Annotated in this window: 12 protein-coding genes; all 12 read left to right on the plus strand. The window is 54.2% G+C overall.

All coding sequences use genetic code 11. The features are described 5' to 3' along the window. The first annotated feature begins 430 nt into the window (after positions 1-430). The 12 genes from JXO48_11675 to JXO48_11730 all read left to right on the plus strand — a co-directional run bounded on the left by JXO48_11675 (position 431) and on the right by JXO48_11730 (position 13,643). Positions 431-1,120 (plus strand): TetR/AcrR family transcriptional regulator, encoded by a 690-nt coding sequence (locus JXO48_11675; protein MBN2284539.1) that lies wholly within the window; start codon positions 431-433, stop codon positions 1,118-1,120. 32 nt (positions 1,121-1,152) lie between these two features. Then, positions 1,153-2,151: an NAD-dependent epimerase/dehydratase family protein gene (locus JXO48_11680; protein MBN2284540.1), complete on the plus strand. Its 999-nt coding sequence runs from the start codon at positions 1,153-1,155 to the stop codon at positions 2,149-2,151. A gap of 52 nt (positions 2,152-2,203) precedes the next feature. Further along, positions 2,204-3,034, plus strand: coding sequence for an SDR family NAD(P)-dependent oxidoreductase (locus tag JXO48_11685; GenBank protein MBN2284541.1), 831 nt, complete (start codon positions 2,204-2,206; stop codon positions 3,032-3,034). Between the two features lie 62 nt (positions 3,035-3,096). After that, the gene (locus JXO48_11690) at positions 3,097-5,478 is read left to right on the plus strand and encodes a formate C-acetyltransferase/glycerol dehydratase family glycyl radical enzyme (GenBank protein ID MBN2284542.1); all 2,382 of its coding nucleotides are present in this window, start codon (positions 3,097-3,099) and stop codon (positions 5,476-5,478) included. A gap of 43 nt (positions 5,479-5,521) precedes the next feature. Beyond that, entirely contained in the window at positions 5,522-6,457 is a 936-nt protein-coding gene (locus JXO48_11695) for a CoA transferase subunit A (protein MBN2284543.1), read from the plus strand. Between the two features lie 36 nt (positions 6,458-6,493). Further along, positions 6,494-7,294, plus strand: a complete 801-nt coding sequence (locus JXO48_11700) for a CoA-transferase subunit beta (GenBank protein MBN2284544.1) — start codon at positions 6,494-6,496, stop codon at positions 7,292-7,294. Positions 7,295-7,590: 296 nt separating this feature from the next. Then, positions 7,591-8,961 (plus strand): MmgE/PrpD family protein, encoded by a 1,371-nt coding sequence (locus tag JXO48_11705; protein MBN2284545.1) that lies wholly within the window; start codon positions 7,591-7,593, stop codon positions 8,959-8,961. 36 nt (positions 8,962-8,997) lie between these two features. Next, positions 8,998-10,164, plus strand: a complete 1,167-nt coding sequence (locus JXO48_11710; GenBank protein MBN2284546.1) for an acyl-CoA dehydrogenase family protein — start codon at positions 8,998-9,000, stop codon at positions 10,162-10,164. A 246-nt stretch (positions 10,165-10,410) separates the two neighbouring features. Continuing rightward, positions 10,411-10,848: a hypothetical protein gene (locus tag JXO48_11715; protein ID MBN2284547.1), complete on the plus strand. Its 438-nt coding sequence runs from the start codon at positions 10,411-10,413 to the stop codon at positions 10,846-10,848. Positions 10,849-10,901: 53 nt separating this feature from the next. Further along, entirely contained in the window at positions 10,902-11,342 is a 441-nt protein-coding gene (locus tag JXO48_11720; GenBank protein MBN2284548.1) for a hypothetical protein, read from the plus strand. Between the two features lie 70 nt (positions 11,343-11,412). Further along, positions 11,413-12,276 (plus strand): lysophospholipase, encoded by an 864-nt coding sequence (locus JXO48_11725; GenBank protein MBN2284549.1) that lies wholly within the window; start codon positions 11,413-11,415, stop codon positions 12,274-12,276. A gap of 212 nt (positions 12,277-12,488) precedes the next feature. Further along, positions 12,489-13,643, plus strand: a complete 1,155-nt coding sequence (locus JXO48_11730; GenBank protein MBN2284550.1) for a thrombospondin type 3 repeat-containing protein — start codon at positions 12,489-12,491, stop codon at positions 13,641-13,643. Positions 13,644-13,655 lie beyond the last annotated feature (12 nt).

Here is a 13,655-nt window from a genome sequence, read left to right on the forward strand (position 1 = left end):
GACACGGAATCCAGTATTTTTAAGCAGTTATGGGCTCCCGCTTTCGCGGGAGTGACACGATATTTGACTTTTTGCGAGACTGTCAATCTTATGGTTTGAAAGACTGCCCACCGGATTGCCATGTAAATCTGCGGTGGACTCAATGGAAAACGTAATGCAGTTGCCTGATCCAACGTATAAACGCAGGCTGAACAATGCTAAACACACAATCCGTAATCCGTATCCCGTAATCCATAATCCGTTTAATATACCCCAAGTACGATATCTTATCGTGGACCATATTCAGCATAATCGATAAGAATCCCTGATAACAACTAATTACAAACTGCTCACAGAACAAAAAAAGTATTGACAGATTGCCGATAATCATATTATGTATACTGCCAGTATACTTTATCGTGTATTTCGGGCCAAAGAGGGATCGCGTGCCATGGGGGAAAAGAACGGAGTTACCAGGAAGGTTATCCACCTCAATATCATGCAGGCCGCGAAGGAACTCTTCCTTGAGAAGCGGTACAGCGCCATTACCGTCGATGAGATAGCGAAACATGCCGGCGTGACGAAGCGTACGGTATACGGTCACTTCCCCTCAAAGCTGGCGCTCTTCGTACACATGTTCGACGACTATCTTCAGCAGCTTCAGCTGGAGCTGCTCCGGGTCCTGAAGGCCGAAACGGAACCGTTGATATTGCTGAGAAAGCTTGCCGACGCGCTCTTTCACTTCACCAGGGAGAATGAAAGGTTCATGCGCCTTTTCTGGACCCTCGGGTCTGATGAATTTGAAGGCGTGATTCCCGAGGAACTCATCGAGCGGATAAAACTCTGGAACCGATCGATGATCTTTGAGGTCACCCGGGTAGTGAAGAAGAACGGCGGAGAACGCCTGTTCGAACGGTATGATCCCGAGCTGCTGTATCACCTCATGTCCGCGATCAACAAGGGCATTTTCCTCCATACGAACAAATCGGACAAATTCAGGATCGCCACGATCAATCCGGAACATCTCTATCAGTTGATGATGGGCATTGTTGAAAGGGGCATCTTCGGCATGTCGCAGGATGTCGAGGCCACAGAGGATGCCGCGCGCGAGCAGGGCAGAGCCGGTCTGCACGCGCGGTAGCACTCGATACTGAAAAAAAGGGGAGGGAACCTATGGAATTTTCCGGAATAACCCTGGTAACAGGGGCTGCGGGATTCATGGGAAGTCACCTGGTGGAATACCTGGCTCGACAGGGCGTTCGTGTGCGTGCCTCGGCGCGGCTCCGGAAAGACACGTCCTTTTTCGATGCTCTCGGTGTCGAGTATATGGCCGCCGACCTCACGCGGCCGGAAACACTGCCGCCGTTGTTTGAAGGCGGGGTGGACAGAGTGTTCCATCTCGGAGCTGTCTGTAATTTTTCAACGCCCTATAAGGACCTGTACCCCATCAATGTGGAGGGGGTCGAAAAAATAACGCGTCTTGCCATGGAGGCCGGAGTGAAACGCTACGTCCACGTGGGATCAACGAGCGTGTACGCGCCATATAGGGGCGTTCCCTTCGGTGAAGAGTATCCCCAGGAACCGCAGAACGATTACGGCCGGAGCAAGATGGAAGGAGAAAAGGTGGTACGGCGACGGATCAGCGAAGGGCTGCCGGCGGTCATCACCCGGCCCTGCACTGTGTATGGTCCCCGGTGCACCGACGGCGCCGGCAAGGCCTTTTCACGACCCACATCGATCGCTGCCGTGCCGGGGCCGGGGCACCAGCGTCTGTCAAACATACGCGCGGAAGATGTGGCAGCGGCCGTTACGCATTTGTCGCATCTCGATGACGCCGTGGGAGAGGCATACAATATTGCGGACGACAGCCATCCCACCGTGGAAGAAGCGCTTGCGCTGGCCGCCCGTGCCTTCGGCATGAAGCCGCCGGCCATCCATCTTCCCCTGGCGATCGTCAAGATAGCGGCACGCTTCGAGGGCATGCTCGCACGCTTGAAAGGGACCGTTCCGGACCTTGAATACGACGCCGTGCAGTATCTGTACGACGATTATATCGTCGATAATCGAAAACTGAAGCAGACAGGATACCGGCTCATCTATCCCGATTTTAGACGATCCATGGAGCAGATGGGGGAATGGTATCGAAACCGGGGAGGGACGGGTACGCCGTAACAATCACGAAAAAGCCGCATCAGGGCAACTCAAAAAAGGGAGGGGTGAAACGATGGACAGAGTGCTGGTTATCACGGGTCTTGCACAGGGCATGGGACGTGAGGTCGTCAAGATACTGGCAGCGCGGGGATGGAGCATCGCTGGCTTCGATGTCGACCGTGAGGGGCTGTCTTCTCTTGAAAGGGAACTGAAAAGCATGGGCGGGACCCATATCATTGATGAACTCGACATAACGGACCGACCCGGCATTCTTTCGTTCCGTGACCGGGTCCTCGATACATACGGCCATGTCGATTCGGTGGTATCGAACGTCGGTATCGGGTTTTTCGGTCCCTTTGAAGAAGTGAATCTGGAGAAAGCCCTGAAGTGCCTTGAAATAAACGTGATCGGTGCCGCTTCCATCTTTCAGAGCTTTCTGCCTTCCATGAGAAAGAGGAGGGCGGGGAAGCTGATCGCCATGTCATCCCTGGTCGGCCAGATCCCCTTTCCCTTTGAGTCAATATACTCGGCAAGCAAGTTCGCTATCGAGGGGCTTGTCCTGTCCCTGCGTTACGAGGTGGAACCTTTCGGTATCAGGGTGGCGCTGATAGAGCCCGCACAGGTATCCACGACCTTTGCCGCGAAGATCCATATCCTGCCGCCGGAAGGCTCTCCCTACCGGGAGCGGGCGCGGCGTTTTATTGAACGCGATGACGAACTGATAAAGACGGCACCGACACCCCTTGCCGCGTCGGAAAAGATAGCGCGGATAATCGAATCGGACAAACCGAAAATGCATAACCAGGTCGATGTCATGAGTACGATATTCCTGTTTTTGAACCGGATCCTGCCGACATCGGTCAGGGACGCGATATTACTGAATCACATGGATATAAAAGTATGACGGTTTTTGAGATAATTTAATGGTCCGGCCGAACCGGAACACGTGAGAAGGAGGTCATTTCAATGACAGCCGAACAGGCCCTGAAAATAGTCCCGGAAACACGGGTGCAGCGGCTCAGGAGAAGGATCATCGAGGCGCCCCAGGAGGTCAGTGTTGAGCGGGCACGGTATCTGACCCGTTCAATGAAAAAGAATAAAGAGGAACATCCTCTGACCCGGATCAGCATGGCCCTGGAGGACATTCTCGATTCCATCAGTGTCATTATCAGGGATGATGAATTCATTGTGGGGTGCAGGACTGAAAAGCTGAAAGGCGCCCCGCTCTTTCCGGAAGGAAAATCGAAATGGATCGAGGGCGACGTGGATACCTTCGATACCCGTGTCTACCAGCGGGCGCTGATAACACCGGAAGAAAAGCGTGAACTGAAAGAAGACATCCTCCCCTACTGGCGTGGTCGGACCATAGAAGACCGCATGTTCGAAAAACTGACACCCGACGTCGAAGCAGACATGGACAAATACGTGTTCATCATGATCCTTGAGATCACTTACGGCATCGGCCACTTTACGATGGACCACCAGCGGCTCCTCTCACAGGGATTGAGAGGTATCATTGAGGACGCACGGGCGAAACGGGAGGGATTATCTTCGGCGGAACGAACCGGGGAAAAGGGGCTTTTTTACGACGCCGTCATCCGGTCCCTGGAGGCGGCGATACGCTTCGCTCGGCGATACGCGGCGCGTGCCGCCTCGATGGCCGCACAAGAGAAGGATGAGGAACGGGCCGATGAATTGCGCAGGATCGCGGCGATCTGTGCGCGCGTTCCGGAATTTCCGGCGGCAACCTTTGAAGAAGCGATCCAGAGCGTCTATTTCATGCACCTGATCGCCCAGATCGAGAGCGGCGGCAATTCGATCTCCCTGGGGCGGATTGACCAGATCCTCTATCCCTATTACCGGGCGGACAAGGAGGCGAGCCGGATAACCCACGCATGGGCACGGGAGCTGATGGCCCTTCTCTTCATCAAGGTGAACGAAATATGGAACGTCCTTGAAGAGGTGTTCATTCCCGGCGGCGAGGGAACGGAAGGAAAGACGACCCAGAACGTGACCGTGGGCGGTGTCGGTATCGACGGCGCTGATGCAACGAACGAACTGAGTTACATCGGACTCGACGCCTATGCCGACATACGGACCGTTCAGCCGGATTTCGGTGTCCGGTTGAGTTCCCTGTCTCCCGATGATTTCTTCCTGCGTGCCGTGAAATACGCGAAGGACGGGGTGGCAATGCACTTTTTCAATGACGATGCCATAATACGTTCGCTGGTAAAAGCGGGGCTTACCCTGGAGGACGCGAGGGATTACGGTGTCGTGGGCTGCCTGGAACCGAACGCCCAGGGAAAGACCTTCGGTTCCACCTTTGCCATTCAGGTGAATGGGATAAAATGCGTGGAATTTGCCCTGAGCAATGGAATAGACAATACCTTCGGTCTGCAGTCGGGGATAGAGACCGGTGATCCAACACTCTTCAAGACCTTTGATGATGTCTGGAACGCTTACACGGCACAGATGTCGTATTTCATAGATCAGGTCGTCCGCGGCATGCACGTCCTGGATGAGGTCATCGCGGACAACCTGCCGTCACCGTTGGCGTCGGCAATGATAGATGGCTGCCTTGAAAAGGGAATGGACCTGACCCGCGGCGGCGCCGTCTACAATTCAACAGGTACCCAGTTCATCGGGTTCGCCAACGTCGTCGACAGCCTCTACGCCATTAAAAAGGCTGTTTTCGATGAAAAGACCGTCGGTATCGAAGAACTGGCAGAATGGCTCGCGAACGATTGGGACGAGGCGGAGGAGAAACGTAACTATTTTCTCAACAGGATCGCCAAGTATGGCAACGATGATGATGAGGTGGACGAAATGGCCGCGCGGGTCATCGATCACTATTGTGATGAGCTTGCCCAGCACAGGAACTTCCGCGGCGGCACCTTCTGGCCAGGTGTCTTTTCGGTGGGGTTTCACATTGCCTTCGGTTCATTTACTGCCGCCACGCCCGATGGCCGATATTCCGGCGACGTACTGGGAAACGGCCTGACACCGACAACGGGAACGGCCATATCTGGACCGACGGCGGTCATGAACTCCGTGACGAAACTTCCGCTTTTGCGTGTGTACAACGGGGCGAACCTGAACATGAGGTTTTCCGGAAAAACCGTGAACCCCGAGAAACTCATGCAGCTCATGAAGGGATATTTTGAACGGGGCGGCGTGCAGGTCCAGTACAACATGGTGGACTCCCGGGTGTTGCGCAACGCCAAGAAACAACCGGAAAAATACCGCGACCTGGTGGTGCGAATCAGCGGGTATTCAACGCTCTTTACGGGTCTTACCGAGACAGCCCAGGACGAGATCATCAGCCGGACGGAATACGAACTCCAGTGATCCCCGCGGGGGATTTCCATGACCGCGAGGAAAGAGGATACCTATGAACAAAGTGATGACGACAGAGGAAGCGGTAAAAACATACATTCACGACGGTGATTTCCTTTTCATCGGTGGCTATATCTGCCGCACGCCCTTCGCGGTTATCCACGAGATAATACGGCAGCGGAAAAAGGACCTGACCATAACCAGAAGCAACGCGGCTGATGACTTTGACATGATGATCGGGGCCGGCACGGTCAGCCGGTTCATCGGGACCTTCCTGTCATTAGGGCTCTATGGACTGGGAAGGTGTTACCGGCGCTCGATGGAACAGGGAATCCCCCAGAAGATAGAGGTCGAGGAATACACCAACCTCTCCCTGCCGATGATGCTGCTGGCCGGTTCCCTGGGAATGCCGTTTATCCCGGTCAAGGACATGGCAGGCACGGACCTTTTGAAGGTGAGGGCCTTCATGGGAGACAACAAGTTCAAGCTCATCGATTCACCCTTCGACGGAAGCCCCTCGGTGCTTGTCCCCGCTCTTAATCCCGATGTTGCCATTGTCCATGTCCAGCAGGCCGACGAATCCGGCAATGCCCAGATATGGGGGATCGGTGGTGACTGCAAGGTGGGGGCCAACGCGGCGAAAACGGTCATTGTCAGCTGTGAACGGATCGTCAGCCGGGAGGTCATCGGCAAAGACCCGTCACGGACGATCATACCCGATTTCAAGGTATGCGCCGTCGTGGAAGAACCATTCGGCGCGCATCCCGGATATACGCCGGGATTTTACGACGTCGATTTTTCCTTCGGGTCGTTCTACCAGAAGGCATCGGACACGGTCGACGGATTCCATGCCTTTCTCGATGAATGGGTGTACGGCAGGAAAGACCGGAAAGAGTATATACAGCACTATATTGAGCAATTCGGTTATAGTGCGTTCGACAAGCTCAAAGCGGAATTCGATTACGGATATCCCGTGAGTTATTCCTATTAACAGCTTCAAGAGACTCAGCGGTACAGGAGATCTTTCATGACACACCATCCCGAAGATTACAGTAAGCCGGAACTCATGGCATGCTGCGGTGCCCGGGAGATTGCCGATGGTGATGTGGTTATCGTCGGAACGGGCTTTCCCACCATGTCGGCGAATATCGCCAAATATACCCATGCACCACAGGCGGTGCTCATGCAGGAATCCGGTGTCTATGACGCCCGGCCGAAACGTCCCGCCCTTTCCGTGGGAGACCCCTGCCTGAATCCGGGGGCGGCGATGATCGGCGGTCTTGTCGACGTCATGGGCATGTTCCTTCAGGCGGGCTGGGTCGATGTGGGGTTTCTTTCGGGGAGCCAGGTCGACAAGTATGGAAACATCAACACCACCGTCATCGGTTCATACGAAAAACCCAAAAGCCGCCTTCCCGGGAGCGGCGGTGCGAACCCCATCGGCTCACTTGCCCGCAAGGTTCTGATCATCGCCCTGCACGACACAAAACGCCTGGCGAAGCGCGTCGATTTCATCACAACGCCGGGGTATATCGACGGGCCGGGGGCACGCGAGAGATGCGGCCTGCCCGCCGGAACGGGCCCGGCGGCCATTATCACCAACAAGGCGGTCATGAAATTCGATCCCGACACCAGGGAGGCCTACCTTGCCACATACCATCCCGGAACGACGGTTGAGGAAATTATCAGCCTCACACCCTGGGACCTCAAGATCGCCGATGATGTTCATGAAACGGAAACGCCCCGTGAAGAAGAACTGCGAGCCCTCAGGGAAATACTGGATCCCTTTCGAATGATCAATATCTATGAAGGGCGGGGGTATGTGTGAGGGAGGAGTAAGGATTAACGGATTACGGATTAGAGGATTACGGATTAGAAGGATTACGGATTAGAGGATTACGGATTAGAGGATTAAGGATTAGAGGGCTATGGATTAATTGGATTAGGGGGATGAGGATTTTTTCCTTGTTCACAATGGTTTTGTAGTATGCCGATTTATCGGCGTTTTACATGCGCCCAATACATCAGGCAACTACATATGCACATGTTACTGGCCAATACCGAATAATCCTTAATCCGTAATCCATAATCCTTAATCCCAAAGGAAGAAAGGAGCCGTGGAACGTGCAAGAATACTCCCGAGAACTGGCCCGCTTCTGTGCCGGCATTTCCATCGCCGGGATACCGCCGGAGGTGATCGACAAGACGAAGCTCTGCATCCTGGACTGCATCGCGAACATCTACGGTTCCTGGAAACTGGAAGCGGTCCGGAACGTGGCAGGGTATATCCGGTCGCAGGGTGAAGAAGGGCCGGCGACGATCATCGGTGAACAGATCCAGACATCGGTACGGTCGGCGGCCTTTATAAACGGAACAGCGGCGGAAGCTATCGAGGCACAGGACGGCCTTCGCTTCGGCGGAAATCATCCCGGGACGGCGGTGATCCCCGCAGCTTTCGCCCTTGCCGAGCAAAAGGGCAGGAACGGCGTCGCTCTCATTGAAGCGGTCATAGCCGGGTACGAAGCAGCCAACCGGCCTGCCTCAGCCATGCATCCCTATCACACCCTGTCGGGTTTCCTGCCGACGGGGACCTGCGGCGCCTTCGGTGCCGCCGCTGCAGCGGCAAAATTGAGCGGTTTCGATGTAGAAAAAACCCTCAATGCCATCAGTAACGCAGGATATCTTCTTCCCCTGTCGATGGCGGAACAGCTTATGGGGGGGCACACTGTAAAGATCGTCCAGGGCGGGCAGGCAGCCGTCGCGGGCATCACGGCCGCAGGTCTCGCCGGGGCCGGGATAACCGGTCATCCTCGTGTCTTTGAAGGCTCCGAGCTGAAAGGCGGGTTCACGCAGATAACATCCCGGGGAGAACCCGTCTTTGACCGTTTGACAGAAAAGCTTGGAGAACACTATACGATAATGGACATCTACTTCAAACCTTACACGGCGTGCCGTCACACGCACGGCGCCATCCAGGCCGCGCTGAAATTACGGAACGGTCAGGGTATCGCGGCCGGTGACATCGATGCCGTCAACGTCTTTACTTATGGGATAGCCCTCATTGCCGTGGGCAAAGGCGTGAAGGCCGGTGACAGTTTCGTGTCGGCGCAGTTCTCTATCCCCTATACCGTCGCGGCAGCACTGGTTTCCGGGGAAGTGGGTCCATTACAACTGCGAAGGGAGAGCATGGAGGACCCCACAATTCTCGACCTTGCGGGCAGGGTGACCGTTACCATGGATGAAGAGTTGAACGGACGCTATCCGGAGGTGACCGCGTCACGGGTCGAGGTCGTATTGAAAAACGGAACGAAACTGGTCGAGCAGACCGATATTCCTGCCGGAGACCCGCGGGACCCCATGGGATGGGATGAAATATCGGAAAAGGTCAGGAGATTCGCCGGCACGCGTGATACGGGCCGTATTGAGAAGGCGATCGACATGATCCGGGACCTGGAGCATGTCGGTTTTGTACCTGAACTGATGGATATACTGTAAGTTAAAATTTCATGTGAGGAATGGGCAGGAGGAACCATGGACTTCAAATTCACACAGGAACAGGAAATGCTGATCGAGACGCTTCGGAGCATGGGGAAGCGGGAAAACTTCCGGGAACTGGCGGCCGAGATAGACCGCACGGGGGAATTCCCCTTTCATCTCACACAAAAATATGCCGAATTGGGGCTTCTCGGCATGACACTGTCACCGGAGTATGGAGGCGGCGGACGGCCGGCGCTGGAGGCGATAATAGCGATCGAGGAACTGGCGAAGTTCAGCCCGATAATAGCCGCCGTCGTTTTTGAATCCAACGTGGGACCTGTTCGGGTCATCGACCTTTTCGGGACGGAGGAACAGAAAAAGAGGATCATACCGGGCGTCTGTTCGGGTGAGCTGAGCGTGTCCGTTTCCATGACGGAACCTGAGGCAGGGTCGGACCTGACATCCCTGTCCACGAGGGCCGAAGATGCCGGTGATCACTACGTTCTGAACGGCAGAAAAACCTTCATAACCGGCGGGGGAGAAGCGAGTCATTATCTTGTCTATACCCGTTTCGGGGAGGTGCCGGGTTATAAGGGTATCGGTGGTCTTCTCATCGAAAAGGGGATGCCGGGATTTACCTTCGGGAAACAGGAGCGCTTCCTGGGCCTGCGCGGAATGCCCTCCTGCGACCTGATATTTGAGGACGTACGGGTGCCGAAAGAGAATGTCGTGGTCCCGCAGGGAGAATTCAGAAATCTCATGCTCACCTTTGACATAGAGCGTTGCGGAAACGCGGCCATGTGTCTCGGTGTCGCCGGCGGGGCGCTTGAAGAGGCGAAGGCATACGCGGTCCAGCGCAACGCCTTCGGACGACCCATTTCTGAATTCCAGGCCGTACAGTTCTCCATTGCCGAGATGGCCATGAAACTTGACGCGGCACGTCTTCTTGTTTACCGGGCAGCTACGGGGGCGGGAGGGGGTCTGCCTTCCATCTATGAGTCGGCCCTTGCCAAGTGTTTCGCCAATGAGATGGTCATTGAGATCACCCATAAGGCCATGGAGGTGTTCGGCGGTTACGGCTACAGTATGGAATTTCCCGTTGAAAGAATGCTTCGGGACGGCAGGGCCTGGAGGGTAGCCGGCGGAACGATCAACATGCTGAAGATCACCATCGCGAGCCTCATCTTCGGCCGCCGGTTCGATCAGAGAAAAGGGCGATAAAAGGGGATTAGAAGGATTAGAGGATTACGGATTAGAGGATTAGAAGGATTAGAAGATTACGGATTAATTGGATTAGGGGGATGAGGATTTTTTTCCTTGTTCACATTGATTTTGTAGTATGCCGATTTATCGGCGTTTTACATGCGCCCAATACATCAGGCAACTACATATGCACATGATACTGGCCAATAACGCATAATCCGTAATCCTTAATCCGTTAATCCCAAATAGACAAGGAGGGGAACAATGGGCATATATTACCGTGACGCGGACCATCTGTATGAGATCTACGGGCGTTTCTTGGATCGGGTGCTGACTGACGAAAAGATCGGCCCCAAGATGTCAAAGGCCAAGATTATCATCAAGTTCATCTATACCGATCCCGATTGCGAGATCACTATCGACTTGAAAAACCCGCCGAAAAAGGAAGGTTATTACGGGACCTATTACTTGGGTCCCTGTGACCTCAAGGAGGATGTCTGGTCGAAACAGGCGGCAGATTTCTCCCACAGTTTCTGGCACGGTCATGAAAATCCCGTTGCCGCCGTAACAAGGGGCAAGGTCAAGCAGGGAGGGAAAATAACGGCGATGCTGAAGCTGCTTCCCGTCGTCAAGCCGGCATTCAAGGAATTTCCCGTCACCCTGGTGGAAATGGGCTATGAAGACCTTGTCATAAAGAAATAAACGGGGTACAGTGAGGGCCGTTAATAACAACCAGTAAAGGAGGAGCATCTCTCATGGCGGAAAACAAGCACGAACGCCTTATTGTCAGACGGCCCATCACGGTTAATGAATTGCCCAACCACGAGCTGAGTGATGTCATTCAGTTTCCGATCCTCATGTGCAAGGACCTGGTACCCGAGGCAAACGCCTGGGCGCTGTATGTTTTTATCAAGGAAATAAGCCAGGAATTGGTTGACATGATGGATGCCGTCGCGAAAGCGACGCCTCATAAACATGACTATGATGAAATGTACATCATGATAGGCGATGAAAATGCCATCACTTTTGAGGTCATGCTCGGCGACGAGATATACGAGGTTGCCACACCGGGTTCCGTCTACATCCCGAAAGGCCTCCCCCATGCCATACGGCCGGTGAAAGCAACTGTGGGGCTTGCGGGCGGTCTTATTCCGGTGTGTCTCAATGGCGAGTATATCACCCTCCCGGTGGATTAAAAGTCTATTGCCCCAAGCGGCCGGTTATACTAAAATCCACACTTAATCAAAACGGAGGGATTCATTATTGATGAAGGACGAAAACTCTTTTCCCGGAAACCATGAAAAGGGCATGTTCGAGGCACGCGACGGATTCCGGCTCTTTGAGCGGCGATGGATGCCCGAGAAGCCTGCAAAAGCAGGCGTGATCATCGTTCATGGGCTGGCCGAGCACAGCGGGCGCTACCGGCACGTCGCGGAATATCTTGTTGGAAAGGGGTATGGCGTTCATACCTTTGACCTTCGGAACCATGGAAGGTCGGGAAGCCCCACGGCCTATGTCAGATCCTTCGATGACTATCTTTCCGACCTGGAAGTATTTCTCGAAAGGACCGCCGCCCGTGAAGCAGGAAAACCTCTCTTCATTCTCGGGCACAGCCTGGGGGGGACGATAGCGACCCTCTATGCGATCACGAAAAAACCATCTGTCACCGGCATCCTGCTCAGTGGAGCCGCCCTGAAGACGACGGATGACGTCCCGGCGATCCTTATCACCCTTTCGGGTATCATTGGTGCGATCCTGCCGAAGCTTCCCACCGTAAAGCTGGACTGTACAGCCGTTTCCCGGGATCCGAAGGTTGTTAAGGATTACGATGCGGACCCGCTCAATTACCGGGGGGGAACGCCCGCCCGAACGGGGGCTGAATTCATAAAGGCAACACGTCTCATTCAGGAAAAGATGGAACTCTTTGCCCTGCCGGTTCTCATCATGCACGGCACTGTGGACCGGCTTGCCGATGTTGAGGGAAGCAGGCAGCTTTACGCACGGGCGGCGTCATCGGACAAGACACTTAAGCTGTATGAAGGCCTCTACCACGAAATATTGAACGAACCGGAACAGAAAGAGGTCCTGAAGGATATAGAAGACTGGCTTGAAGCCCGCGTAACCGGTTGACAAAAAAGGGCATCTGTGACATGAAAAGTGACAATCAACACAGTAATTGCCGTTTTTGCCAAGCGTTTCGATAGTAACAACATACGGCAAGTTTGTCATTCCCGCGGAGGCGGGAATCCAGAACACATAGAAATGCCGGTGCAATACGGGGAAAACCGTCGTGTGAAACGGAACGCTGGTCACATGAAATGATTTCGGGGAGAGGATCTCACATGGTAAAGAAATGCCTCAGGATGTTGCTTGTCCTCGTTCTGCTTTCAGTTCTGACGGCCTGTAGCTCACACAAGGAATCATTCACCATGTCCCGGTACCTGTCAACGAAACCGGGGGATGTCCCCCTGACCAAAAGGATCGACACCTACCTCATAATCATCGATGCCTCCCAATCCATGTCATACTCCTATGATGATGAGCGAACACGGCTGGAGGCGGCCAAGGACCTTGTCGAGCGTATCAACAAGATGATACCGGACAAAAACGTGATCGCCGGGATCAGGACATATGGTCAAAAGATTTCGCCTTTTGGCGATGAAACCGTCATGGTCTATGGCTTTGATAAATACGATGAAACATTGCTCAGTGAATCAATCACGGCGATCGACAATCCCATGGGGCGGAGCCCCCTGGTCTATGCGATGAACGGTGCCACGGAAGACCTTAAGAACATGACGGGACATGTTGGGGTGATCATACTTACCGACGGCTGGAGGGTAGAAGAGAAATCCATTGAGGCCGCGGAAAACATGAAAAACGAGCTGGGCGACAGGGTGTATATATATCCTGTCCAGGTCGGCGACGATAAGGAAGGCAGAAAAGTTCTCGATAAAGTGGCGGAAGCGGGCGGTACCGGATTCTCACTGCCCTATGATTACCTGTCGAATGACAAGACCCTGGAACGGTTCGTCAACCAGGTCTTCATTGCGGCCGACGGCGATGGCGATGGAGTTGCCGATGAATTCGACTGGTGTCCCGACACGCAGCCAGGAGTTATGGTCGACCAATATGGATGTCCCCGGTTGTTCGATCTTGATGGGGATGGCGTTTATGACCGATTTGAAATTCCTGAAGCCGAGACCGAGGTTCGTGAAGCCGTTGTTACGGAGGTACCCGCTGCCGCGGTGTCTCCTTCTGTTATTGCTCCGAAACCGGCGGAACCCATTCAGGAAAAGCATCCGACCGGCGACACTGATGGGGACGGAGTTTCCGATATGCTGGACCAGTGCCCCAATACGCCGAAAGGCGTCAGCGTCTATGAATGGGGTTGCCCTGTCGATACCGACCGCGACGGTATTTACGACTACCTTGATGCCTGTCCGGGAACGCCGCGGGGAACCAGGGTTGACACAAAAGGGTGCCCACGTCAATAAAGATAGCCTCAT

This window comes from Deltaproteobacteria bacterium (genome assembly GCA_016933965.1).
Lineage (GTDB): Bacteria > Desulfobacterota > Syntrophia > Syntrophales > UBA2210 > JAFGTS01.